Consider the following 23,945-nt stretch of genomic DNA (forward strand, 5'->3'; position numbering starts at 1 on the left):
CCTTCCTTTTAGACTGCTGTGTACAATTTACTGTAGCTGATATTTACTACAGCTCCTTGAATATCATCGTCAGCTGTATATTCGATTTCGTTTTCTCCAATATCCAATTTGAAGAAAGTGCTGTTCAAATCGATCCAGTTAAATACGTTTCGCTCCACTCCGTTAGAATCAATGAAATATACAGAAGTGTCATTGTCACTGGTATCAATAATCATACGTTCACCTTCGTCCAACTGTTGACGAACTCTGATATATTCTCCTGTAGTGTTGTTGATGATCTTAGGATTAAGAGCTGGTCCAAAGAACTCAACCTTTATCGGTGCTGGCGCGTGACCATCATTAAAGATAATCCGTTGATCTCGTTGGAACCCCATTTGGAATTTACCTTCGAACGGGAACTGGAACAAGGGTTCAAACGTTGGTTCTTCAGAAATGCTTGTTGAACGCCAGTAAGGATTAGGGCACTTGAAGTCAATGAGCGCTCTTTGGTGATATTCGCCTCTATTTTTGAAGCCAGCCCCATAAGTAGGTACGTGTTCAGAGACCGCATTTATAACCCTAATGACATCCCCATACTGATATTCAATTAATCCCTCACCGTTCTTAGGATTAAGCACCTGAGCCAGCCTAGCCCTCTTCTGAGATACGTCTGTATCATTCGCCCCAACTATCCATACTTCAAAGCTAATGTTTCGTTCCTCTAGGACAGCATCGATAAAAGATGACCCATCTTGGTACGGCGCTTTTTGAGTTTGTATATCTGCATCTACATCACCTAATCCGGTGATATCTCGCATAAAGAAAGAAGAGTCCAAATTATTAAAAATAATGGACTCCCCTCTGCTGTTTGTGAATTTCAATTGTTTTGATTTCATCTACATCCCCCACTCAAGGGCTAATTGACGCGATGCTTGTTTGCTCTTTCTAGCAATATCCGATGGGGACAAAGCTTGTGGACTATTTATTGTAATATGTTGGGTGAATGACTTGCCAGCCTCTTGCCCTCCAACAGATGTAAATCCTCGCGTTGCCGCATCTGCAGCAATTGATACATTTGTTGGGTTAATACTCATCGCTTTAGAAACAGCGCCTGATAAGTTTTCGGCTGATTTAATAGCCATCCCTCCAGCGGCAGAGATACCAATAGCCAATCCTTCAGAGATGTACTCACCGTAACCCATCATGAGACGTGATGGTGACTTTATCCCAAAGAAGTCTTTAAAACCATTTTTGATACCGCTTGCCACATCTTTGGCACTTTCCCATACAGCGTCTGCCATGTCTTTAATACCGTTGATCAATCCTTGCATAATATCTTTACCGATGCCCCTCATGGTGCTGCCGACATTTGAAAACATATCTTTAATGCCATTCCAAACAGATTCAGCAACACCTTTGACCGCATCCCAAGCACCTTTCCAATCCCCTTGGAGTACAGCTAAAAACCCTTTGATGACATTGGAGATTACGCCAATAGTCGTTTCGATAGTAATCTTGATCGCATTCCAAGCACCTGAAAATATTGTTTTAACAACATTTAAGGCGGTTGTAAATAAACCTGTTATCGTCTTGCCCCATGTATCCCAAAACGCTTTTATCGCATTGAAAATCGTTTGGACCACAACCGATATCGCATCAAACGCAGTATTAAAAGCAATCTTGAGTATTTCGAACAAATTTTTGAATGTCTCGGTGATCGTTGTTCCCCATTTATTCCAAAACGTTTTAATCTCATTAAAGATCGTTTTAACAATAAGTGTGATCGCATCAAATGTAGTCTTGAAAACAGTTTTAGTTAATTCCCAATTGGATTTAAAAAAGGATACGATATCCGAACCCCATTTGTTCCAAAAGGATTTGATTCCGTTAAATACGTTGGTAGCTGTTGTTTTTAAGAACTCCCACGCAGCGTTCAATCCATTCTTGACCGTCTCATTGTTGTTGTATAGATAGGTAAGTCCAGCCGCTAAAGCAGCTACGGAGGCAATGACGATCCCGATTGGCCCTGTTATAACCGATATAGCCGGACCTAACATTGTAAACCCAGCTGCTATTTGAGGTAGAAAACCAACCAGCAAAGTAAGCGGACCGATGATCAGCGCTAACACCGCTGTAACAGCTCCAGCTATCGCTATGAACGATTGAACGGAAGGAGATAGCGCGTTGAAACCATCCACCATACCCTGAACTAGTTTTGTCATCATGTTTAGAGCTGGGAGCAATGCAGTTCCTAATGAAATTTGAGCAGTTTCAAAGGAACCTCCTAATTCTTCTATGGCACCTTTAAATGTGTTTAGTTTCTGAGCTGCGACATCGGCTGCCGATATCTTTCCCATAGCTTCAGCCATTGAGTTGACACCTTCAGCACCCTCTTTAAAAAGGATGTTAGCGCCTCGAATAGCATCTGATCCGAACATAGTGTTTAAGGCTACAAGGCGTTGCTCGCTAGTTAGACCAGACAAAGCCTTTTGCAAAAGGCCACTGATATCCGACATGGATTTCAGGTCACCATTAGCGTCATAGAAAGCTGAAGATAATGCTCCGACATCAAATGCCATCTCTCTAAATGCTTTATTCGCCTTGTCAGTTCCTACTTTTGCACCAACGGATTCGGCTGCGTATTTTGTCAGTGCATCTACGACATCTTCAGTTGCTGTAGATGCTGGCTTAATACCATTGAAAGTTAGGTATTCAAGAGCTTCAGCTGTATCGAATGTGATCAGACCTAATTGATTGAATGTCGCATATGCGTCTGAAGTTGTTGGTGTAAGACGCATAAGCATTGTTTTGAGAGATGTACCGGCATCAGATCCCTTCAGACCATTTTGCGCGAATACGGCCAATGCTGTTGTGGTATCTTCAAAACTTAGACCAACTCCAGATGCAACTGCAGATACAGCAGACAAGGAGAATTTTAATTCGCTTACACTTGTTGCCGAAGCGTTTGCAGCTCCTGCCAGAATATCAGCTGCGTCATTAACCGAAATAGCATCCGCTTTAAATGCATTCAATGCAGTTGAAGCGATCTCTGCCGCATCAGCAAGTTCAAGCTCACCGGCTGTAGCAAGTGATAAAGCTCCGTCTAGTCCACCGCCTAGAACATCTTGAACGCTTACACCAGCTTTGATCAGTTCCTCAATGCCCTGCGCAGCTTCCGTTGCACTATATTTCGTATCAGCACCCATTGTAATAGCCAGTTTCTGGAGTTCTTCTCTGAATTCCGAAACCTCTTCAGGCGCCATCACTGAAAAGGCGTTAGCCATACCTTGTTCGAAGTCTGCGGCCTTGTTAACAGCTACACCTAATCCAGCAGCTATTCCAGCACCAGCAGCCGTTATACCTGCTCCAACTTTCTTCATTTGTTCAAACGAATTTCCCATAGACTGCTTCGCTTGATCAAATGATTCTTGATAATCCTTTCCTAGCTGAGACACTGCCACGCCTTGCTCTTTAAGGCTTGAGGTGGTTTCGTCTAGCTGTCCATCCATGCGTTTTAATTCTTGCTCTGTTTTCGTAAGTTCACGTTGGAACGCCCGATACTGCCCTTCACTTATTTCCCCACGGGCGAACTGTTCGTTTACCTGCTGCTGGGCAGTCTTTAAAGTATTAAGTTTTTGACTTGTATTGTTTATTGCATCAGATAATAGCTTTTGTTTTTGTGCCAGTAGGTCTGTGTTGCCCGGATCAAACTTTAAAAGTTTTTCGACCTGCTTTAATTCGGACTGAATATCCCTGCTTTTCTTATTTACATCAGTCAGGGCTTTCGATAGCCCCGTTGTGTCTGATCCGATTTGGACGTTAATACCTTTTATCGTCTCTGCCATCTACTCACCCCCCATAAAACTTGTCTATATCTTCTTGGGTTGCTTCTCTAGGTCCATCATCCTCAGCGCCTGAATAACACCGCGCCAATTCAATCAAGTCAACAGATCGAAGCTCGTTGATTTCTACAAAACTCAGCCCAATGCGCTTGCCTAGCGCAAGAAGCCGTATCTCAACTCGTTCATCTTCTTGATTTTTCGACTGCTCCTTTGACTCCGGAACGAAAAAAGCCGTCTACAGCTTCCTCCATAGCGCCTGACATAAAGGCAGGGTCTCCAAAGTCAATGTTTTCAATAGAACTGAGCCAAGTTTGAAACGAGGGAAAATTATTACCGAATTTATCAGCCTTAGCCATTGCCCAAATGATTTGCAAGATCGGGAGGAAATCAAGGTTATCGAAATCAATTTCCTGTTCACCGCCTACACCAACCTTCATCATTTTCGTGAGACGTGTGAGGTCACCCAATAAATCAGATTTAAACTCCTGTTTGTAAAACAAAAGAGCCAAGGCCGTAGCCCTGACTCTCACAACTTGATTGCCAACGTTTAATTCTTTCATGGTTTCCTCCTTATACTCCCGGAACAGCAGGCGTGAATTTTGGTAAATAAACCGTTGTAAAGAATGAGTTGAACGCAGTAGCGTTGGTGTCGCTCAATTCCAGATCACCTTTAACGATCACGCGCCCATCTACCTCGATAGGCGTTACGGTCACGTTAAATACCTCAGTATTCGGTTCAACACTTTCACCCTTCGTTGTTTTTTCTTTTGATGGACGCGTTGCTTGGCAATCGTAGTAAACAAAACGACGGTTACGTTTGTCCCCCTGCACTTCCCCCATCATTGCAAACTTCCTTGGTATTGCATTTGCTATTTCAATCAGTGCGCCGTTGTCGTCAATTTCCCATCCGAGCATTTTAGCTTTAACCTCATCGGTCACATTCGCCATTTCCAATTCACCGATATAACCATTGTTTGCAGTCATCACAAAATACGCCATATTATCAGCATAGAACGTACTTGACTCCCCCTGTGCTTCAGGAGCCCAACGAACCGCACCTGGTACTGATGAAGGCGTATCCCATGCAGGTAGCTCCAATGCTTCTTCATCCATAAAAGCGATATGCACCCGGCTAAGTCCGAATGTAACTTTGTTTTTACTCATATCCTCAACCTCCAATTAATTGTATTTCGTATACGATTTGAAATAATTTTTCACTGTCCAGCCACGCTTCGGTTTTGCTGTATGGCATTTCGAGTGACTTGAATTTGTCTTGCACCAGCTTTTCAGCAGCCAAGTCCTTTGTCTTGGTGTACAGTTCAACCTGAAAGTTACTGATCTCGACAAAATTGGTGTTATCAGCGATCAAATCATTGCCATAGGCAAACTGATAAGTAATAAATGGGGGTTTGGGCAGTGGTGACGTGGGTGTTTCTGTAAACGCCGAATAAGCCACTGGGAGCCCGAGTGACTTGAGTGCACTATACAATTCAGGTTGATTCATACCTAACCCCCATTCCTTATGATTTTCCGTATGCGGTCCAGAAGATCGGAGGCATTGCGGTCATAAGCCACTCTTAAATGCGGCCTACCAGCGACCCTGCCACCACCTACTTTGGCGTGTCCAAATTCCAAAAGATGGACAAGACCCGAATGCTTTTTATTCCAGATGATGCGCCTAGTAACACCGGGACTGTCTCTATTGGTTTTTTTGAAACCTTTGGCATAATCACCAGTCTTCTTAGGAGCGTCTTGCTGTGTTTCCTTCAGAACTTTATCAGCTGTCTGGTCAACTTCTCGCTCGATGGCTCTCTCAACATCTTCCGTATATTCTGTGACCGCTTTTGTAATCTCGTTGGCCAACTGATCAATGGATATGCTACGCATTGGAAGCCACCCTTTCACAGGTTAATTCCAACTCTTCAAAATCCACCTGATACGTCCTGACTACGTTATATTGTTTCTCTTCAAACTCGACAAGCGTCTGTCCGTCATACTCGTATCCATGGATAACAAATACTATTTCTGGACGCATTCCAGCTGTCGCGGCGTTGTAATATTCGTTACGTCCAATAGATTTCTTTCCGCAGAGAATCGGTAATCTTACCGGATCAACAATGATTTCATTGCCTATATCGTCCTGTTCAACCCTGCCCGGCTTGATAAGTATCAATTCATGGTCGTAACTCATGGCGTTTTTGTCTTTTCATGGACCATCAAATTATGGAGCCTAAATTGCAGATGCCTCGGCATTGACATAGGCTGTCCAGTAAATGACGTTTCATCGTTTGTTGCGCTTTGATATCTCCATGTAGCATAATCCACGCAAAACATAAGATGATAAGGGTTATTTGTCTCGAGAGATATTCCCTTTTCTTCTTTCAGTTCTGCCACAACACCCTGCACAATAGCAGTGAGGTATGTGTCCCTCACCGCTGTGCGGATGCCTAAACGCTCTTTTACAAGCGCTACGATTTGGGCTTCATCCATTAGGAATCGCCTTCTTCCTCAATCAAAGGTTCGCCAAGCTTATTCTCACTTCCCGATAATTCTTCAACACGCTCTTTCTTGCCTTTTCCCTTTCGGGGGTATTTATCCCCCACCCGGTAGATGTGATTGTCATCCTGCAAGTCTTTAAAGTCCTTGATAACTACATGAGGCATTTATATCACCCTTTCGTTTTTTATGCTCCTCCTGGATCTTCCGTGTTTGCTGTATCAGGTGCGAATGTCATTGTTGTCTTAGGTGCCACACCAGTAATGTTCATCGCTACGAAACCTTGTCCAAGGATGGGCTTTCCATCATAACGAGATGTTGCCTTGTAGACAGTATTGTCTTGGATGAACTGTACATGCTCAGACACCGCAAACTGTGAACCAGCACGTTCAGCAAGCAGGTACTGCGAACCGTAACCGCCAACAATGTCTCCATCTGCCATAAACGGAAGGATTACAATGTCACCGTTGATAATCGGCATTGTGTTGTTGATGCTCGATACCAAAGCACCTGCAGCGTTAAACTCAACAAGTCTTGCTTGCAATTCTGTAAATGTTGTATCATTCATCGCCCAGAACTTGCCGCCGTTTCCATAGTTAGATTTAGCTTTACCGCTGAATCGAACCATGTTCGCAAACAAAGCCTTAGCATCCGCACCAGTGACTTGACCGATGTTCGTAGTAGACAAATCAACCCATGTTGGAGCATGTGTACCCCAATAAGCTGGTTTTGCCTTTTCAGCTAGACGTGTAACGATACCAACTGGCATTTTAACGCCTGTTCCATAAAGGATTGCTTTATCAATAGCAAGACCCATTGCTTGACCGAGCGCATCCATGATTTCATTGGCAAGGTTGAAGTCAGAGTCCTCTAAAAGAGCATTACAGATCGGAATATAACCACCGACTTTGTAACCATCTGTTTCAACTTGATAGAATTGAATGGACAATTCATTCAGTGATGCACAAGCTTCAGTCCAGATAGCCTCCGGAATGTCACCCACAATGTTGGTACGGGATGTACCTGGAATAGCCCGAAGATTTACTTTAGTAATCAACTTGGAGTAACGATGTAAATTGTCTCGGATAAGGCCAAGGATTACATCAGGAATTCCAAGTTCCCCGCCTTGAACGCCTCTTTTATTCATGTTCTTTTCGTTAGGAATTTCACCTGAACGGATTTTATCCAAGAATCCTTTTACTTCTTGTCGCTGGATCAGTGTCTCAGCGCTACCACGTTCCATGCCTTTGAAAAAGCCTTTGTTTACCTTCATTCTTGTTTCGCCCCCCACATTTGGTTGTTGTTTGCTTCTTTCTTCTCCGCCTGTCTCTGGTGTTTCTTTATTTGTCGGAGCCTTTTGATTCAGCTCTTCCAATTCCCCTTCCAGAGCGGAAATCTCATTTTCGAGTGTCCCTTTCTTTTCGTCCAGATCACCCTTTTCAGCGTCCAACTTCTCGATTTCACCTTCTACGGTGGAAATCTCTTCATCAGTTGTAGCTTCATCGATAGCGGTCTCCAGTTCTTTAGAACGGACTTCAAAGGCTTCTTCCTGTTCGACTAAAACCGCCAGTGCCGACTTTCTTTGTTCTATTTTCTTTGCCAACATAATTTGTTTAAGTGACATTATTTCAACCTCGCTTTCAATTGTTGTTTTCTTTGTTGCATCTGTCGTTCTTTGTGCTGTTCGACCTCAGCTTTTCGAGCTTGTACGCCCGTAGCTGCATAAGCCGGGAATGTACAAACAGATACTTCGTGGAGATCCACCTTTCGAATCATCCATTTCACTGAGCCATCATCCCGAAATTCAGTTTCTTCATCCAAAATGTTAAATCCGAAGCTGCACTGGTCCACATCTCCACGCTTCACACGCTCGTACATGTTCACAGCATCCGAATCATTGGGGTTGATCTTAACTCGTCCCCATAGTCCGTGTGAGTCCGCTCTGAGCTCCAACGTACCCGATTTGTTGCGTCCTAACACTAATGTAGTGTCGTGGTTAATGAGTGCCCTCACATCGTTATTAAGCGTCTCTGTGAATGCCTCTGACGCTAACTCTTCGAATGCTCCGGGCCAAAGTTCTGTCTGCTGATTAAACACAGCGAAATAACCCTCGATAACCATTTCTGATCCGTCTTGCTCTGCCCTGGTTTGAAGTTGCGTCTGCACACTTCGGGTTACTTTCTGCCCCCTATCCATCGTCCTCACCTCCTTGAACTAGTTTCTTTTGTTGTCCCAACATATCGGCAGGAACATAGTTCTCCAGCGCCAAGAGGTCATTCATTCGAGGATCAGGACCGAATCCAACCAAGTCACGCCATTCGTTCCTATCCATCGCCATGCGGTCAACCATCTCAGCGCCAGCCGTTATCAATTCGCTCAAGTCGTAAGCGTATAGAGAACGAGGATTTAACTTGAAGTACAGATCAGGAGCAAAAAGCAAGCCTTTGGTTAGAACTTGTTCTATTCCCTTTGCCATTGGTAGGATTCCGGACGTGATAAATGCGTTAAACTCTTCTTTTTTAAAGTCGCCAACGCCAACAAAAAAAGCTGGAACCCCAATGAGTCCAGCCACTGTTCTTTTATCTAGTTGTACAGCGTCATTAATCGCCAAGTCGTTAAGGGATAGAGGTTTAATCTGATCAACCTTGATGAATTCCGCTGGTACTATCCACGGCTTGCCACCGCCAGTTTCAGAGATATACTTTTCGAGAATCTTATCCCGGCCTTCCTCACTTGCAAGTTCCTCCGTCATGGCATCAACGGAAACAATTACAGAAGGTTTCCACTTATCCGACATAAAGCTGTTTTTCGTTTTTGTTGCTTGCTTCAGGTTGTTTATGATGTCTTTCAGAACCACTTTATAGCCGGTACCAATCCATGGTCGCTCAGGATCAGGGTTAATCGTAAAGTGTAACAATTCATCATGGTCGTACAGTTTCCCTTGATACCTGATTTGATAAGCGGTGTCTGTATCAACGAAGCTAACCCCTGATGGTTTAAATGGTATTAGTTCTTCAATCAGACCATCACTACTCATTTTCGGATACACAACGCTGTTACCAGCTCCATCAAGCAACATCGTGTAGATTATATTGTACATCCATGTTTTTCGCGTCATTAGGCTGTATGGATTAACATCCAGTTTACGAGACAATGCATTTTTGACTCGCTTATCTCCATCATCTGTGTTTTGCATTAGATGGATGGTCATGCTGCTGATTAAATCAGCCACCTTGTGAACTGCCATCTTTACTTCTGGATTATCTGAGAGCCTTGTATAACCCGGTACACACAACGTATCATGTGCGTCACCCGTCAAGAACCACCCCATTGAGCTGCTGGGTTCAGCTCTCGTCTTATTCACTGTGCGATTTTTCTTTTTCCCCAAATGTATCAGCCTCCCTTCAGCCATTGCGTTGCGTTATTGGATCGTTCCAAATCTTCAAGCATTTGCACCGCAGCAAACACCGAAGCGTCAAAAATATCAATCCGTTGCTCAGGCATGATTTTCTCAAATTGAATCATGTCATCTGTCTTTTCAATGGCGTGAACATTCTGCACACAATATTCAAACGCTTGTGAGTGCATGTAATATAAATTGGCGTCTTTCGCTTGCTTCTCGATCCTACGGAATCCCTCGGACTTCTTGTAAAAGTATTGAGGTTGGTCAACGATCTTGAAGCCTTTCTTCTTCATTCCCAAGAAAAACTCACGTCCAAACTTGCGGTCAAACCCCACTTGCTTAATCTTGAATCCCTTGGCCTTCATATCGACAAACCATTTAATGATGTCGTCATAGTTGACTGTTGGTGTGTTACACATCGTCAGTAAACCATCGTCTTTCCAGCCAAATAGAGGTATGTTGTCCTCGTCTGCCTTTCTAGAAGCCGCAACGATAGGGAAGAATGCATGTGACACGATAATGTCCACGCCTTTGTAGTGCCCGTATAAAGCAGCTGCTGTAAGGTCATGCAACTTTGACAAGTCAGCCCCGCCGAACCAATCAATAGGTAGTTTCGCCAACTCTTCAAGAGTCCATTTATACTTGCGGTCAGACGCTTTGAATTCATCAATGTTAAAGTATGATTTCATGGCTGATGTATAAATGTTTAAGGACTTCGCCAAGAATGATTTACGCTGCTGCGGATCGTTCTGTGCTTGCATGGCATCATTCATCAACTCTTGTCCGGATACAGATACGTTATAATTAGGATTGGCTTTCTCATGCTCTATTGGATTAGTGTAATCAACCTCACCAGTGTCAGGACTTTCATCAGCCTTAGCGATAAACACAAATAACTGTTCATCAGTCACAACGCCTTCCAGAACCTTTTGAGCGTAAACCATCCGGTTGTAACAGAAGCTGTTCATGTTGTCGCCAGCTGTTGTGATACCGATACACAAGCTATTCCGGTAAGCTTTGCCTGATTCCTTGATCGTGTTGTACTGGCTTGCGTTTCGGTAAAGGTGCAGCTCATCCAGTATCTGAATAAGTGTATTAAGTGAGTCCATCCGGTCACTGTTGCCGGCTATGGTTTCAATACGCATGTAGCCATCACCAAGTTCACCGCTTATGCTATGCTCTTGGTTGTTGTCCAGTATCCGGAAGTTCTTCTCTTCGCCCATGTTCTTCAGGTTGTAATTCAAAAAGTTAAAGCTTTGTAGTGCTTGTTTTAGCTGCGCTCCTACAATGACTATTTCAGCACCAGAGCGTCGTTCCAAGAGCCCTAGTCCCCATGCTAAGGAACTCATAAGCGGAGTCTTGCCCTGTTTACGTGGAAGCATATTGAAGGCTTCTTTGTATTTCCTCAGCTTCGTCCCCTTATGGAAAAATCCAAGCAGGTTATAGATAATGAATTTTTGCCAAGGCTCCAACAAAAAAGGCGTACCCCTTAGTGGATACCCCTGCATGTTTTCACCCTTTTGGTGAACAAATGTTTTTTCGATGATCCCTATGACAAATTCAGCATCTTTGGGGTTGAAGTCATAAGCAGGATTCTCCATATCTCGGAAAAACCTCTCACATGCCTGTCTAACCTCTTTACAGGCAACCTTACGACCCTCAACGATACTTTTGGCATACTCCGTTACAATGTCATAGTTTTTGAATTTACTCATCCATGCCAGCTAAGGCAGCCGCTAAGACTGACTTGCCCTTCTGCTCCACCGTTACTGTTTCAAGGGACTTCGGATTGAGACATAAACGATCGGAGTATGCCAATATATCCTTACGTAACGATTCTAGGGTTGCGACAATTGGTGATTTTTTAGCGCCTCCTGCAGCAGTGTAGCTCTCATATTGATATCCTTCATCCTCGAACTTCTGATTAAGAATCAAGAACTGATGAACTAGATCAGAATACAGGTCAATGATGCGCCCATACTGGATTTTATAAACCCCAAGCTCTTTCATGTCCGATATGGTTCTACGCTTAATTGTTTCCTTTGTCGGTACGTTCGCCATGCTCTCACCTCCCTCAAAAAAAGTTTTATAAAACACGCTCTATTGGAAAAAGCTCCCCTCCCCGGTCCCACCGGCCCCGCAGTCGCACCTCGATAGAGGGGGGGATTGTGGATTATACTCCTAACTCTTCAATCAACCATGATTCTTTCGCGTATTCATCTTTCCCTGCGATTGATGCACTAACCGCATCGAGTTTCTTCATGGTTAACACCTTTTCGATCTTGTACCTTTTTCCCAATCGGTCTAAGGCATCCATAGCACTGTTCAATCCTTCCCTCGTATGAACCTCTTCTTTATACATCCTATTGCACCCACCTTTCATAGTGTGGTCTCACTCTCTCCTGCCACTGCATACCAAGAGCCGTAAGCTCATGCGTCACTCTGTCATGCATTGCGTTGTGTTGCTTCTCACATAAGCTGATAAGGTTCCAATCCTCTAGAGCTAACTCAGGGTAATACTCCAATGGGTAGATGTGATGTACTGTTGTGGCTGATACTGTCTTGCCGTACCTCTTACTCTCTTGGCACATGTATTCATCACGTCTAAGTACCTTTGCCCTCTTGGTGATCCATCTCTTACTCTTATAGAATGGATTAGTTATCTTCATGCCTTCTTGCCTTGCCTTCGTTCCTGCCTGTTCACCGGCTGCTGTTCCCTGCCATGTGTTACTCTTACAAGCCACTGGATAAGTTTCATGTCAATCACCCTTCACCCGAATAAATAGATTGCAAAAAATGTGATTGTTACAGCTTTGAATAAAAGGTTAACTCCAGATTTCGCTCTCTCCTTCTTCTCGTCTTCCATGAATATTCCAAGTACATAAGTTAAAGCCAGTAGAGAGTTGAATACTAAGAGCACCCATGCAAATGCGTTCATTCTACTCACCCTTTCTTGAGTAAATAAAAAGAGAGAAGGATATGTCCCTCTCTCTGGTCAGACAACAAACACAGATACATCTATTGCAGCCATCATGGCAAGGTGTCCAGCTGCACTCGGATGAATTCCCAAGTTATCAGTGGTAAGGACCATTCCCTGCTTCCATATGCCACTGTTGCGTTTAGTCTCGACTGTGTCCGCAGTCTCAAAGTACCCACTGAGCGGAGTAGGAGTGGTCCGAATCCAGTCATTCAAGCGAACCCGTACAGCTTCATTACTCTTAACACTCTGATTACTTTCTGTTGTCCATCCGTCCGTGCTATTGGTAACTGGAACTAGCGTGCAAGCGTAAACTTTCATTCCACGTGATGAGAGTTCATTATAGATGTTCAAGAGATTACCCTGAATTTCATTAAAACTCCTATTCTGATTCACGTCATTGATTCCATGTTCCACAACTGCATGTGTCATGCCTTCGGTAATTCTAATACGAAACTTACGACTCAACCCTACAAAGTGACGCGTGGCTTCTCCTGATATACAGAAGGCAGTGTACCCGAAGTTATCATTGAGCGCACGGATAAAGAAACCATAATTATCTCCACCTACAGTTGGGTTTATAGGGTTCTTGTCACCTGCTCCCCACATAATGCTATCTCCAATGACCGCTATTGCCGGTTGCTTTCTAATCGTTTTCCCTTTGATAGCTATTGGCGTAAACCCATACACACCAACAGAAGCACTTTGATATACCTTCCAAGTGACAGTACCATCAGTGATCGTTTCCCCGTCGGTTGAAGTAGTCACTGGAGTAGTTGCACCTGTCGTCCCTGCTGTAACGCATTTGAGCATATATTTCCAATCAGCAATAAGCCTTCGCCACGTCCCTACAGTCACGGCCTTGTTAGCTTCCCAAAATGGAGTCTTGGACCAATTCCACACAAATTCAGTATCCAACGTTTTGTCACCCAAAACCCCAGACTCACTGCTAGCGTCACGCTGTAATAACATCCCTCCAGGCCAAATTCCGCTTTCTGCAGAAACGTAAGTGTACACAAAAAATTCTTCGCCTTTCTTAAACTGCAAACCCATAGGATCAGTTTGAGCAGTCCCACCAGGACCTATTGTCGCCAATGATTCTCCCCTAATAGTTAGTGGCACTCTTACCCAATCTGTGTCACCCATTTTTTCTAATACAACTTTAACCTTTATATCATTAGCTGTCGCAGTATCAGTAGAACCGTGGAAGTTTCCATATACAAGCTGAAGATCAGTAAAATCATAAGCGGCAATATGTCTTGATTTGTAAGTGGAATTTGGCTTTCCCGTCATCCCACCATTATCATTAGACCTGTGATACACCGTAGCTCGTGTAGCTACTGCCGAACAGTTATATCTCTTATCTGAGGACCTTTTCTCCATAGTTGCCGCTAAGCTCAGTGCAATTTTTCCGTGATCCACCCTACAATACCTCCTTAAACTACCGCCGCTTTAGCAGATATTTTCCCTCCACCAGTTGGAGCCGTGTATTTTACTCTGAATATCAACCCGGCTGGCTTTTCATACTCAACGACTTCTCCTGGTTTCGCTGATTTCACAAGTTCCATTGAACCTGTTACTCGAAATCCATCGATCGGATATTCATTACCATCTAGATCTACAAGGAATGTTGTAAATGTCGCTGTTGTACCGGTTGTTGTTGCAGAATAGGCAATTGTAACGCTCTTCTTTTCGAATGCCGCATAGTCGTTTTGTCCAGCTTTTGAAACTTGATCTGCAAATGTAAAAGTCTGACCTGCCGCTGTTACTTTGTCCATAAACGCTCGATCCATCTTTTTCACCCTTTCTTAAATAAAAAAGCCGCTGAGTTATCAGCGACTGAACATTCATTATTTTGTTTCTGACATTTCAACCTCAAGCATGTTTGCTTTGTTCCTGTCCATGTGCCCCACTCACAGCCTTTACACTGCGTTGGTTGCTTGTACACTATATCATCTTCATATCGCTCCATAACGAAGCTCCTTCACTCGTTTGTAAGGCCTTGACAGGATTCGAACCTGCCTATACCATGAAGGCCATAATATAAATGTGCAGTGATCTTAACTGCATTCCCCGCATGCTACATCACCGGCGATGAACGCCTAGGCACGAAGCCCACAATGTAACCGAGTCCTGCAATGATAAGGGTTAGCAGGGACACCCGAGCGTTTAGCTCTATGTCCCTAACTATAATTTGTACTAACCCTCATATTTTCGTCAGCTTACGTTCATATTCCATTCAATTTACCGTCAGTTTTTTGATCATATAATTCCGCAGTCTTTAAGGGTATTTGCCACACTCAACAGTCCTTTTTCAATTCTCCGATCTATTGTACTTTCTGACATGATTGATCTAAACTGAGCAACGGTGTTTTTCCTTCTCCCTGACTTGAGGTATCGGTGCTTGATGACGTCTCTTGCTTCACTGTCTAGGATAGCTTCGACAGTAGTCTTCACCACTTCAATCTTTACCTCATACTCTTCGAGCTTTTGTTGCTGATCAGGAGTTAATTCCTTTAGACGATTCAACACCCTTACTGATGCCACCCATTGATGATATTCAACTTGTAACATGTGTATAGCGGCTTCTATGTCCTTTTCTCTGGCACTTGGTATTAGTTCCATTTGTTCCACCGCCCCCATAGGTTCACCCCAATTTGCATTTATTTACTAGCATCTTGAATATAACACTCGTATTTCGCGTCATTCATTTTCATTTTTCTACATAAAATCGAATATACTCGTCTGCCCTTCCTTCACAAATTCCGATGAGTCGCAGATTAATCCATCGTCCAGCCATCGCTTGGGAGCTTCCTGCTTACAGTGAGGCCATACCATTTCCCCGGCCCTGTGACGCTTTGGTTCTTCTTCCTCTGCCTTTTTAGTCCACACCCAGTGGGTTTGTGCTGTTACCGTGTTAGGTGTCACGACTGAGCCCCCAAACTGCTCTATGGCAACTCAAGCATATTTTCATTTGGTTTCCGTTCACTTGATTCTTCATGTTTAACTTCGCGGGCTTCTTTTTGCACAAGTCGCATTTGATACTCATGTTGTTTCCTCCCCTGGTAGGTTGATAGGGGACCAATGGGTTACTCCGTTGAGTCTGTAACCGCCTTTCCCATGCCATCCGTAACCTTCTATGGCTAGAAACTTCGCATGTTGAGCAAGTTCTGGTTCTATCCCGTCTATTAAAACCAAGTGTGTTACATGGCTCTCTATGCTTCTGTCTGTGGGATCATACATGCGCCATTGAATCATTTACCTTCACTCCTTTTACATGTTTGATAAAGCTTTCTTCCAGACTTTTCTGCTTTTAATTCTTGAAATCGAATGAATAGATACTCCATAATCAGCGGCTATTTCTTTCAACAATCGTGTATCGTTATAAATTTGTCTTACTTGCTCTTCAGTCAACTTGTACTTTCTTGTGTCCCTTCTTCTTCGGGGCAACGTACCGGCCGGACTCAATAGCAATTCTTCTGAACAGCCTTTATTTATTCTCCCTGTAAGTGTTTCTTCGTGAATTCCGGCAAAGTCGGCCCATTCTTGTACGTTTCTTGTTAATCCGGCTATTGTGACTTTTCTATTACTTCTTCTGTTATTTAGGTTTTCTTTTTGAGTAACCCATCTGCAGTTGTTTGGAGAGTATCCTGAATTATTATTGATACGATCTATCTGGAGACCTTCCGCGCACCCGTTATCAAGACACCATTTTTTAAACTTAGCAAAATCCTTCCACTCTTCACAGACAGAAATTCCTCTTCCACCATAACGATGAAATTGAGGATGATTAGGATTAGTACATCTTGATCTCATTGCCAACCAAGCATTTTTTATTTTTCGATGTAAAACCCTTTCTTCCTCGCTTTTCCAGTTACTCACTTTGCTTCTTCCTCCTCAACCTTCAGGTATCCAGCAGCACTGCAAATCGGACAATCGGGATGGTTTTCTGACTCCGTATATCCACGCCCGTTGCATCCATAACATTTTTCAATATCTCCGGATAGATAATGGCCACTCTCCCTCATTCCACTACCTCCAAATCCTTAACGGGTACAGTAAATGTGTAAGTATCAAAATCAATCTGTACAGTTGGATTCGTGACCACACCACTCAATGCAATGCCATTACCGTATATTTCGTGTTTAACTCCATCTCCCGGCTTAATGGTGGGTACTGGTGGGGTGTCGGGATCAAACTTACCCGCCTCGATTTGATTAACGATATCCGTTAAAACTGTCTCACGTCCTAAGTAGAATCGGGTGCTCTTTTCGTTGAACTTTTCCTTGATGCAAAATTCCAATTCCTTTTTCAAGCTTCTCAGCAACTTTGTCTGGTCTATTAGCTTTACTTGGTTATTCATATCTACCCCTCCAATAGATCGGGATTGTCGTATACTGATCCGATAACCTCATATGATGAAAGCAATTCTTCGCGAATCTTTGCGTATTTTCCGATTCCATCTACAACATATCCAGCACCAGCGTAAACAACTTTGCCTGAAAACTGGTTGAAAATATCAGTAGCGCCTCTAACTATATCCCCTTCATATATCTCAGCGCCTTTACGATCGGTCAGGCCGGTGTATTGCATGTAGATCAAGTGGTCCAGCGTTTTGAATTCTGCCTCCGACTCTGAAATGTCCGTTGCTACAATCCCCGAGCTGTTGAATTCGAAGCAAATATTCGTTTCTTCGCCAACGTAGTACATTTCGTTTTTCACGTTGTCCCATGTTCTGAATTTGATTTCACGTTTCATCTTCTCTTCCTCCTCTCTAAAGGGATGGATAAGGGCTTATACGGCCCACGCTACGCTCGGATTATTCAGTCGATTGATGCCCTTCGGCCTTAAGCAAACGATCGTTCTTTTTTGAGTTCTTGCCAAGGTAAAACGTACACTTCGAATGATCCTCGCTGTTTGTTGCAATACGTATATCCACTTTCCAGACCAAGGTGTGAACAATCTTCTGGCATTCTAGGGTAGTACCTACAATGGATTCCGTCATGAACATCATCTGCTGTAATCTCGAAGTCAATTTCCTCGAATCTATAATCAAATTCGCCCCTGCACTGTTTCAGAAAATCAGTTGCATCTTTAAAGGCGCTTTTCTTACCGACAAGCTCAGTCACTGATGAACCGTCTGTAAACTCCATTAAATGCATCGTATTTCCTCCTTTGGTTTTGCGGCATGCCGCCATCGTCCCGACCGAAATACTTAGGCGAAGCCGGTAGCCGTATAAGGTTGTGTAGGGTTTATATGTGGGAGGTTGCCCTCCCTTGGGGTTAACCGATCATTCTTTTTGCAAGATTCGCCACAATGCTTTTCCGTTCATTAGGAGCAAAGGGCTGCAGTAGTCGCTCCATTTCAGTTACACATTTTTCAAAGCGACCAGGTTCATATTCTTCAGTAATCGCCACCGCAACACCTGTTTCTGAGCTCACGCGGCTGGTTCTGATTTGTCGGTGTGGTTTCATTCGATCGCTTCCTCCCTTGAGTTAGATAGGTTCATTTAAGTCTCACAAACATGCCCCAATGACTCACGTTTTCCAAAGTTTTAACGTTATGAGACCCGTATGCTATCAATACTGATGGGGCCCCTGCGTTCGCGTTCGCCCTTTTACCGTCCACATGATGAAAATGCAATCTACCTTTGAGAAACAACAGCGCATCAGCCCTAGTCCACACATGATTAAAGAACATTTCCGTTTCAGTCCGTGCAAATATTAGTGCGATTCCGTTCCCGTGTTCACTTAATTTATGAAGCCATTCAGCAGCTTCCCTTCCATAAGGCGGGTTTAGCCACACCCGACCATTCCATTCAGCCTTTAAGCCGTCATCCATAACAGTTAAGTGCCTTTTCGCCGTATCCCATGGACGAACTATCGGAGAGCATGGGTCTAAGTCAAACGGTCCAAGTTTGCTAACGATCTCCGGTGGAGTCAACCATTCATCCTTTTGCATACGTGCAGATTGGTGACCTCCCATGCCTGATACTCTAGTGCTCATTCCGTCTTATCCCTCCTTGGGTTTATAGGGCTTCCCTAGCTTGTTCTCCGCGATCTTCTACCACTTTCATGGACCAGAAGGCTTGCTTATATCCGTCATCAAAAACCTCATTCTCAGCTACATAGATGTCTTCATCCGCATAGAACCTCAGCGCTTCATCCTTGCGTTCGATCTCTGCCAGTAGGTAACCGATCCAGTCATGTACTTGGTCGAACTTATCCCTCATTTGAGGCTGTCTCTTGAACAATTCTTCTGCCATTTGGTATTCAGCTTTTATCTCGTCTATCTTGTTCTGTTCGCTCATTGTTATCTCTCCTTAATACACGCCCGTTAGTGTGCAATCGTGGTATTTTTCTTTATCGATCCATTTGAATCCGTGCTTCTGAAAGTAGGCCAGATTGATCAAAGGTAGTTTGTAACCGTATGAGTACCAAATGTGATGAATCCTATGAATACCCGTGATGCGTTGAATTATCCTGTGTTTTTTTCTTTTCTTCATTTGTTATCTCTCCTTATATGGGATGGGGGTTAAGCTGTTTGATTGGAATTTAATTACTACGACTCACTTTGTTTATTGGAAGCACTTCCTAATCAGCTGGAATCTATCATTTATTGCTAGGAAGTAGTTCTTCCTCAATAAACAGTAGGGGTTGATTTTATGAAAAACGCATATTCATGGTTCGTTACAGTAATGGTTCACAAACAGATAATTGCAGAATTGATAGTTGATTTGGCCACATCGGGCCGCAGCCTAGAAGTGGCTTTTTCTTTTGTGAAATTCTTTTGGTTTTGGAGGTTAGAAAGAATGAGTTAACCTTCTCTTTTTAATATCCGGTACTCTGCCGATCATGATTGACCGCATTCTTTGCCATGTATGCTGCTTCGATTTGTTCCCAAGTGAATCCAAGTTGTAATCCGAGCGACAAAAAGTGAATCCCGACATCTTCGTATAACTCATATGGCTCTAAGTCATCGTTTCCAGTTGCAAATTCGTAAATTGCCATGAATACTTCGTTGAATTTTTCTATCAATCCATGCGTTGACTGAAAAGCTCGTATATTGTGTTCGTGTAAATATCTAGCATCTTCTTCGAATTCATATCCAATTTCATTCCCAATCGACAATATGAAGTGTAGGCAGTCAATGTATTCTTCTAGGAGTGGGTTTTCGTAACCAAGCTTTCCAGTGGCGTTGCAATCAGTACAAGGATCAAAATCCAATCCCGTATGACCTTCCATCAAAAACAGCATATTTGCTTCATGATTCATATCTCCGGTTCCATCACAAGTTGAACACAATACTTCGACTGTTGTATTTGGTTGTTGATTCTTACTCCAAAACTTGAACCCTCGCCATTCATTGGCACATTCCCCGAGCTCCACTTGTAGAGCCAGTACCTTTTGCGGCAACAAGTCTTGTCCTTCCAGACCTTTCTCCTTTATGATCCGTTCATCCAGTTCACGTTGCATTTCAAATAGCTTTATAAGGTTCATATTTATTTGGCCTCCTTGATTTCTTGTTTCGTTGCCTGACGCACTACAAATGCCCTACCGCCAATCCAAACTATCGATGGTTCTGTTGTGTTATAAATCTCTATCTCACCCTTAGATAAGCCGTGTATTAGCTCTGTGGATGTCTTTAACTGTGCGTCATCGGTGTCATCTACAGTTATCATTTTGATTCCGTCCCACGATTCGCGAATCTCTTCGGCTTTTTCAATAACTGCGTTCCGTTGCTTCGGTTGCAAAACAATTTCCATAGCTTCTCTGTAGTGGTCTACAGCCTTTGCATAAGCTCTGGTGTGTATTTGGTTCATTTCAGCCCAAAACGCTCCTGTAGAGGCTTTTTTCATGCGCTGCTGGAACGCTCGTTTTTCGTCTCTGTTCACACTGATCACCGCCCATTATTTGTATTTATAGAAACTGGTGTTTGGTTAAAGGGTAATAAGAGGCCCTTGTCAGCTGTTTTTCCGTCCTAATTAACAGCTGACAAATAATCTAATTGATATGCTCCTGACTTGATCAACTCTGCGTTTTCTTGAAACCAGACATAAGGAATACTCTTCCTTCCTTGGTTATACTGATCGTCCCACCAACCTAATAAATCATGTTTGGTTATCAGATATGTTTCATCGAATGATTCAAAATGTATAAGGGCAAATCCTATCCCTTGCCAGCGGCGTATAAATTCTATTTGATGTTCTTCAAAGTTACTGAGTGGGAAGCTAGTGAGCTTTTTAGTGCTTTTAGCTTCAAAGCAGATAGACCTTCCATTCCAGTCACCCATAAAATCGACTGTGCTTGGTCCTTCCGGAAATGCATTAACAATTTTCTTTCCTTTCCGGATCACTTTCCATGGGGTTGAAACCTTCTTGATACTTGCAATCCCCTTCCGTTCGTACTGTTCACAGGCATAAATTACAAGCTCTTCGAATTTCATTCCCCTGTTAGCAAAGGTATTCACGCTATCACCCTTTTCGGTTTCATCGATTCCCGTTGCTCTGCTATTTGATCGATCATGTCCACCAATTTAGTTCGGATGTATTCCTCTCTATAGGCTGCTGGAACACTGAATACTGCGGCTTCTTCTGAAATCTTAGCTATCATGCTATCTGCACTCTTGAGGTGTTCGAATATGAGATACTCCAGAGATTCGAAAATACTGTCCATCACTGGTTCATGATTTTTCGGTTTACGTCCCATGGTGTATTCACTCCCAATCGTTTGATGACTTCCTTGGCTGCATGTACTCGGCAATCAAAGTCCAATCCGCAATTCATGACGATATCTATAAGTTCAATGTCTTGCTTGTTCTCCATCGCTTTCATGTTGAGTTTCCTCCTTTATCCCGAAGCTCTCCCTGCCCCGGCGCATAAATTCTTCAAAGTCTTCGTCTATTAGGTTGTAGTCATCAATTTGTTTCATAATCCTCCTACTGCAGCCGATAGTTCAATTCAATGCCGCCCGTTAGTGTTACTTTGTAATCCCGGCACATTTCGTTGATCCGACTGCCAATGCCTTCGTCATATTCACAAATCTGTCCGATCGTTTTTTCCGAGCTGATTAATAATGGTTTGTTCTCTAAATATCTAAAGTTGATGATTGCGAATAATTGTTCCAGTTGAAAATCCGTTGGTTCCCGGCGGCCTTTAAACATGTCGTCAATGTAAAGTAGTTCTGCACGTTGTAGCTGCCGGATCCGTTCATCCATCAAATCGAAGTTATCTTTGATCTCGTTGAACCCTTCAACCCAAGGGAAGTAGACAACGCCTACTCCCTTACTTAGAAGGTTGTTTGATATCGCCATGAGCAAGTGTGTTTTGCCGCACCCCGGACGCCCTAGGAGAGCCGCGCTGTTGTATCTGGTATATTTGATCCCTTCGAAGTTCAGGACGTAATTCCAAGCCGCCTGTTTCGCCTCAGCTACAATCAACGGTCTACCTTCTAGGTTGAAGTTCCCAAATGTCTTCTTTTGGAACTCTTCCGTTATCTTGCTAGACCTCATTAAACGCTCAGCACTTCTTTCCTTTCGGCACTCACACGGTACGGCGTACTCATGACCTTCTTCATTTTTCAGGATGATCCACTCGGCATCCTTGCACTTCTGACAACGATATTTCGCTAGGTCTTCAGCTTCCCGTTCTGTTTTGCTTATCGAGGAAAGCGTACTCACTCTCTCGCGAAGCTTGTCCAGATCTAACCCTTCCATGGCTTTCTTGATACTTTCCATATTGCTCCCCTTTCCGTCTATCAAACTCGACTATTTGGGTTTTGCAATCCTCTATTGATTTGGCTCCGTGCCTTTGCCACTCGTTTAAAGTCTGATTAACATAGCTCCACTTAGGAACTCCGTTGTCTATGGCTCTTCGAATTGCAAGGTTAAGGACCTCTGAATCAAAAGTGTTCAACCAGTCTTTCACGTACTCATATTGTGAAGGTGGCATTGTCCCAATGTTCCTTTGGTAAAAATCGACCACTTGAGCGAATGCTTTATCATCATCATTTAATACTTCTTCTTCATTCTCATCATTCTTTACATTCTTGTTTGTGGTCATTTGTTGGTCATTTGATGGTCTTTTGTTGGTCATTTGTTGGTCAATCTGATGGTCATCTTTGACCTCTGCACCTTGATAAATGTCCCAGTTGTCAATACTTACAACACTAAATTTGTTGGTCTTTTTGATGGTCAGAAAACCACCACTTTCCAATGTTTCTAGCCACCTAAAAACCGTTTTATCTCCGGTCACTTTCTCCTTTGGTTTAAGGCCTTGATTGTACAATTCCTTAATATCAAATCGACCAGTTACAAACTCACCAGGCATCAAATGAACCGTTTGTTTGCCTATGATTTGATCTCGTTCTTTATGTGTTGCTTCGGTTAGGCATATCATCCATAACCGAAACAACTGGTGATCATTAAATATTGAGCTGTCCCGTATTTTCCGGTGAAGCTTAATCCAACCTTTCCCGGACATTTCACCACCTGCTTATTGTTTTGCTAGTTCGATCAATGCTTTTTGTATCTTTTGAGCTTCGACGTTATCTCCCTTTTTAGCTTCAAGGTATTCCAGCAGCCGGTTCATCCAACGTTTCTTGTTGGAATGTACTAGCTGGTGCATCTCTGTACTGAGAAGAACACAATTCCATTCCTCATACTTTCCGTTACCGCCACCCATGCCGCCATATACCACACGGTGCAGATGTAGTCCGGGACCCGGCTTACCACTCAGCAAGCACCAGTTACCATCCCGATCCTTTACAGCCGCCCGGACATCTTCTTTTGAGGTTTTGTCTTTATTGCGTTTCGTCTTCTTGCTTGGCTTATGACAAGGCAGAAGTTCAAAGGTCGTCATATGGATTGCCTCCTAAAATGGGAGTGCATTCGGGTCATAACTCAACGTTTCCCCTTCACCTTCAAATACATCTTAAGGTGCGTTGTTTGACTGATTGTTTCTAGGTGTCAAAAACTCCACTGAATCTGCCAATACATTTGTGTAATATTTGTCATCGTTGCGGTCGATGTTCACTTGGCCCGACACACCGACTTTGGATCCCTTCTTGCAATACTCAGCTACATTCTCAGCTTGCTTCCCAAAAGCGGTGCAGTTGAAAAAGTCAGTCTCATTCCGGTCGAAACTTCTTGGTACAGCAACTGTAAATTTGGTGTAAGCCTTACCACCACCACTATACTTAAGCTCTGGATCTTTGGTTAGATTTCCGATAATTGAAAATACGTTCATTT

At 43.3% G+C, this 23,945-nt stretch carries 40 protein-coding genes; all 40 read right to left on the reverse strand.

Features of this window, described 5'->3' with window-relative positions:
- Nucleotides 1-8 precede the first annotated feature (8 nt).
- The 40 genes from AC3WJJ_RS13440 to AC3WJJ_RS13635 all read right to left on the reverse strand — a co-directional run bounded on the left by AC3WJJ_RS13440 (nt 9) and on the right by AC3WJJ_RS13635 (nt 23,943).
- A complete protein-coding gene (locus AC3WJJ_RS13440; RefSeq protein WP_492541292.1) occupies nt 9-875 on the reverse strand; it encodes a phage tail family protein in 867 nt (288 codons plus the stop codon).
- Nucleotides 876-3,824, reverse strand: a complete 2,949-nt coding sequence (locus AC3WJJ_RS13445; protein WP_492541294.1) for a phage tail tape measure protein — start codon at nt 3,822-3,824, stop codon at nt 876-878. It lies immediately after the preceding gene.
- Between the two features lie 179 nt (nt 3,825-4,003).
- On the reverse strand, nt 4,004-4,381 hold the full coding sequence (locus tag AC3WJJ_RS13450; RefSeq protein ID WP_492541296.1) for a hypothetical protein: 378 nt from the start codon (nt 4,379-4,381) through the stop codon (nt 4,004-4,006).
- 10 nt (nt 4,382-4,391) lie between these two features.
- The gene (locus AC3WJJ_RS13455; protein WP_492541298.1) at nt 4,392-4,985 is read right to left on the reverse strand and encodes a major tail protein; all 594 of its coding nucleotides are present in this window, start codon (nt 4,983-4,985) and stop codon (nt 4,392-4,394) included.
- 4 nt (nt 4,986-4,989) lie between these two features.
- Nucleotides 4,990-5,325, reverse strand: coding sequence for a hypothetical protein (locus AC3WJJ_RS13460; RefSeq protein ID WP_492541300.1), 336 nt, complete (start codon nt 5,323-5,325; stop codon nt 4,990-4,992).
- Nucleotides 5,326-5,327: 2 nt separating this feature from the next.
- Nucleotides 5,328-5,708, reverse strand: coding sequence for an HK97 gp10 family phage protein (locus tag AC3WJJ_RS13465; RefSeq protein ID WP_492541302.1), 381 nt, complete (start codon nt 5,706-5,708; stop codon nt 5,328-5,330).
- A complete protein-coding gene (locus AC3WJJ_RS13470; RefSeq protein WP_492541304.1) occupies nt 5,701-6,012 on the reverse strand; it encodes a phage head closure protein in 312 nt (103 codons plus the stop codon). The genes AC3WJJ_RS13465 and AC3WJJ_RS13470 overlap by 8 nt, the downstream gene beginning before the upstream one ends.
- Nucleotides 6,009-6,311 (reverse strand): hypothetical protein, encoded by a 303-nt coding sequence (locus tag AC3WJJ_RS13475; RefSeq protein ID WP_492541306.1) that lies wholly within the window; start codon nt 6,309-6,311, stop codon nt 6,009-6,011. The genes AC3WJJ_RS13470 and AC3WJJ_RS13475 overlap by 4 nt, the downstream gene beginning before the upstream one ends.
- Nucleotides 6,311-6,484: a hypothetical protein gene (locus tag AC3WJJ_RS13480; RefSeq protein ID WP_492541308.1), complete on the reverse strand. Its 174-nt coding sequence runs from the start codon at nt 6,482-6,484 to the stop codon at nt 6,311-6,313. Before AC3WJJ_RS13480 ends, AC3WJJ_RS13475 begins: the two co-directional genes overlap by 1 nt.
- Before the next feature lie 20 nt (nt 6,485-6,504).
- On the reverse strand, nt 6,505-7,941 hold the full coding sequence (locus tag AC3WJJ_RS13485; RefSeq protein ID WP_492541310.1) for a phage major capsid protein: 1,437 nt from the start codon (nt 7,939-7,941) through the stop codon (nt 6,505-6,507).
- The gene (locus tag AC3WJJ_RS13490) at nt 7,941-8,513 is read right to left on the reverse strand and encodes an HK97 family phage prohead protease (RefSeq protein ID WP_492541312.1); all 573 of its coding nucleotides are present in this window, start codon (nt 8,511-8,513) and stop codon (nt 7,941-7,943) included. The genes AC3WJJ_RS13485 and AC3WJJ_RS13490 overlap by 1 nt, the downstream gene beginning before the upstream one ends.
- The gene (locus tag AC3WJJ_RS13495) at nt 8,506-9,705 is read right to left on the reverse strand and encodes a phage portal protein (RefSeq protein ID WP_492541314.1); all 1,200 of its coding nucleotides are present in this window, start codon (nt 9,703-9,705) and stop codon (nt 8,506-8,508) included. The genes AC3WJJ_RS13490 and AC3WJJ_RS13495 overlap by 8 nt, the downstream gene beginning before the upstream one ends.
- Nucleotides 9,706-9,710: 5 nt before the next feature.
- Entirely contained in the window at nt 9,711-11,435 is a 1,725-nt protein-coding gene (locus tag AC3WJJ_RS13500; RefSeq protein ID WP_492541316.1) for a terminase large subunit, read from the reverse strand.
- Nucleotides 11,428-11,781: a P27 family phage terminase small subunit gene (locus AC3WJJ_RS13505; protein WP_492541318.1), complete on the reverse strand. Its 354-nt coding sequence runs from the start codon at nt 11,779-11,781 to the stop codon at nt 11,428-11,430. The genes AC3WJJ_RS13500 and AC3WJJ_RS13505 overlap by 8 nt, the downstream gene beginning before the upstream one ends.
- A gap of 112 nt (nt 11,782-11,893) precedes the next feature.
- Nucleotides 11,894-12,082, reverse strand: a complete 189-nt coding sequence (locus tag AC3WJJ_RS13510; RefSeq protein ID WP_492541320.1) for a hypothetical protein — start codon at nt 12,080-12,082, stop codon at nt 11,894-11,896.
- A 1-nt stretch (nt 12,083) separates the two neighbouring features.
- Nucleotides 12,084-12,464: an HNH endonuclease gene (locus AC3WJJ_RS13515; protein WP_492541323.1), complete on the reverse strand. Its 381-nt coding sequence runs from the start codon at nt 12,462-12,464 to the stop codon at nt 12,084-12,086.
- Between the two features lie 26 nt (nt 12,465-12,490).
- Nucleotides 12,491-12,658 carry a hypothetical protein gene (locus tag AC3WJJ_RS13520; RefSeq protein WP_492541325.1) on the reverse strand — a complete coding sequence of 56 codons (168 nt, stop codon included), beginning with the start codon at nt 12,656-12,658 and terminating at the stop codon, nt 12,491-12,493.
- 57 nt (nt 12,659-12,715) lie between these two features.
- Nucleotides 12,716-14,119 carry an SGNH/GDSL hydrolase family protein gene (locus tag AC3WJJ_RS13525; RefSeq protein ID WP_492541326.1) on the reverse strand — a complete coding sequence of 468 codons (1,404 nt, stop codon included), beginning with the start codon at nt 14,117-14,119 and terminating at the stop codon, nt 12,716-12,718.
- Nucleotides 14,120-14,133: 14 nt separating this feature from the next.
- Nucleotides 14,134-14,490, reverse strand: a complete 357-nt coding sequence (locus AC3WJJ_RS13530) for a hypothetical protein (protein ID WP_492541328.1) — start codon at nt 14,488-14,490, stop codon at nt 14,134-14,136.
- Between the two features lie 469 nt (nt 14,491-14,959).
- A complete protein-coding gene (locus tag AC3WJJ_RS13535) occupies nt 14,960-15,322 on the reverse strand; it encodes a hypothetical protein (protein ID WP_492541330.1) in 363 nt (120 codons plus the stop codon).
- 96 nt (nt 15,323-15,418) lie between these two features.
- Complete coding sequence (locus tag AC3WJJ_RS13540; protein WP_492541332.1) at nt 15,419-15,625, reverse strand: hypothetical protein; 207 nt, start codon at nt 15,623-15,625, stop codon at nt 15,419-15,421.
- Nucleotides 15,626-15,742: 117 nt separating this feature from the next.
- Complete coding sequence (locus AC3WJJ_RS13545) at nt 15,743-15,955, reverse strand: hypothetical protein (RefSeq protein WP_492541334.1); 213 nt, start codon at nt 15,953-15,955, stop codon at nt 15,743-15,745.
- A 15-nt stretch (nt 15,956-15,970) separates the two neighbouring features.
- On the reverse strand, nt 15,971-16,579 hold the full coding sequence (locus tag AC3WJJ_RS13550) for a hypothetical protein (protein ID WP_492541335.1): 609 nt from the start codon (nt 16,577-16,579) through the stop codon (nt 15,971-15,973).
- A complete protein-coding gene (locus AC3WJJ_RS13555; RefSeq protein WP_492541337.1) occupies nt 16,576-16,725 on the reverse strand; it encodes a hypothetical protein in 150 nt (49 codons plus the stop codon). The genes AC3WJJ_RS13550 and AC3WJJ_RS13555 overlap by 4 nt, the downstream gene beginning before the upstream one ends.
- The gene (locus AC3WJJ_RS13560) at nt 16,722-17,060 is read right to left on the reverse strand and encodes a hypothetical protein (protein ID WP_492541339.1); all 339 of its coding nucleotides are present in this window, start codon (nt 17,058-17,060) and stop codon (nt 16,722-16,724) included. The genes AC3WJJ_RS13555 and AC3WJJ_RS13560 overlap by 4 nt, the downstream gene beginning before the upstream one ends.
- 2 nt (nt 17,061-17,062) lie before the next feature.
- Nucleotides 17,063-17,455 carry a YopX family protein gene (locus tag AC3WJJ_RS13565; RefSeq protein ID WP_492541341.1) on the reverse strand — a complete coding sequence of 131 codons (393 nt, stop codon included), beginning with the start codon at nt 17,453-17,455 and terminating at the stop codon, nt 17,063-17,065.
- An 89-nt stretch (nt 17,456-17,544) separates the two neighbouring features.
- Complete coding sequence (locus AC3WJJ_RS13570; RefSeq protein ID WP_492541343.1) at nt 17,545-17,859, reverse strand: hypothetical protein; 315 nt, start codon at nt 17,857-17,859, stop codon at nt 17,545-17,547.
- 121 nt (nt 17,860-17,980) lie between these two features.
- Nucleotides 17,981-18,172 (reverse strand): hypothetical protein, encoded by a 192-nt coding sequence (locus AC3WJJ_RS13575; protein ID WP_492541345.1) that lies wholly within the window; start codon nt 18,170-18,172, stop codon nt 17,981-17,983.
- A gap of 31 nt (nt 18,173-18,203) precedes the next feature.
- Nucleotides 18,204-18,704 (reverse strand): DNA N-6-adenine-methyltransferase, encoded by a 501-nt coding sequence (locus AC3WJJ_RS13580; RefSeq protein WP_492541347.1) that lies wholly within the window; start codon nt 18,702-18,704, stop codon nt 18,204-18,206.
- A gap of 22 nt (nt 18,705-18,726) precedes the next feature.
- Complete coding sequence (locus tag AC3WJJ_RS13585) at nt 18,727-19,008, reverse strand: hypothetical protein (RefSeq protein WP_492541349.1); 282 nt, start codon at nt 19,006-19,008, stop codon at nt 18,727-18,729.
- A 520-nt stretch (nt 19,009-19,528) separates the two neighbouring features.
- Entirely contained in the window at nt 19,529-20,197 is a 669-nt protein-coding gene (locus AC3WJJ_RS13590; RefSeq protein WP_492541351.1) for a dUTP diphosphatase, read from the reverse strand.
- A gap of 2 nt (nt 20,198-20,199) precedes the next feature.
- On the reverse strand, nt 20,200-20,520 hold the full coding sequence (locus AC3WJJ_RS13595) for a hypothetical protein (RefSeq protein ID WP_492541353.1): 321 nt from the start codon (nt 20,518-20,520) through the stop codon (nt 20,200-20,202).
- A 158-nt stretch (nt 20,521-20,678) separates the two neighbouring features.
- On the reverse strand, nt 20,679-21,143 hold the full coding sequence (locus tag AC3WJJ_RS13600) for a Holliday junction resolvase RecU (RefSeq protein ID WP_492541355.1): 465 nt from the start codon (nt 21,141-21,143) through the stop codon (nt 20,679-20,681).
- 20 nt (nt 21,144-21,163) lie between these two features.
- The gene (locus AC3WJJ_RS13605) at nt 21,164-21,406 is read right to left on the reverse strand and encodes a hypothetical protein (protein ID WP_492541357.1); all 243 of its coding nucleotides are present in this window, start codon (nt 21,404-21,406) and stop codon (nt 21,164-21,166) included.
- Complete coding sequence (locus AC3WJJ_RS13610) at nt 21,373-21,531, reverse strand: hypothetical protein (RefSeq protein ID WP_492541358.1); 159 nt, start codon at nt 21,529-21,531, stop codon at nt 21,373-21,375. Before AC3WJJ_RS13610 ends, AC3WJJ_RS13605 begins: the two co-directional genes overlap by 34 nt.
- A complete protein-coding gene (locus tag AC3WJJ_RS13615) occupies nt 21,500-21,628 on the reverse strand; it encodes a hypothetical protein (protein ID WP_492541360.1) in 129 nt (42 codons plus the stop codon). The genes AC3WJJ_RS13610 and AC3WJJ_RS13615 overlap by 32 nt, the downstream gene beginning before the upstream one ends.
- Before the next feature lie 7 nt (nt 21,629-21,635).
- Nucleotides 21,636-22,376 carry an ATP-binding protein gene (locus tag AC3WJJ_RS13620; RefSeq protein WP_492541362.1) on the reverse strand — a complete coding sequence of 247 codons (741 nt, stop codon included), beginning with the start codon at nt 22,374-22,376 and terminating at the stop codon, nt 21,636-21,638.
- Nucleotides 22,333-23,109 carry a DnaD domain-containing protein gene (locus tag AC3WJJ_RS13625; protein ID WP_492541364.1) on the reverse strand — a complete coding sequence of 259 codons (777 nt, stop codon included), beginning with the start codon at nt 23,107-23,109 and terminating at the stop codon, nt 22,333-22,335. The genes AC3WJJ_RS13620 and AC3WJJ_RS13625 overlap by 44 nt, the downstream gene beginning before the upstream one ends.
- 81 nt (nt 23,110-23,190) lie before the next feature.
- Complete coding sequence (locus AC3WJJ_RS13630; protein WP_492541366.1) at nt 23,191-23,556, reverse strand: hypothetical protein; 366 nt, start codon at nt 23,554-23,556, stop codon at nt 23,191-23,193.
- Nucleotides 23,557-23,628: 72 nt separating this feature from the next.
- The gene (locus AC3WJJ_RS13635; protein WP_492541368.1) at nt 23,629-23,943 is read right to left on the reverse strand and encodes a single-stranded DNA-binding protein; all 315 of its coding nucleotides are present in this window, start codon (nt 23,941-23,943) and stop codon (nt 23,629-23,631) included.
- Nucleotides 23,944-23,945: the final 2 nt, after the last annotated feature.

This window comes from Paenibacillus sp. FW507-14B1B, from assembly GCF_058781425.1.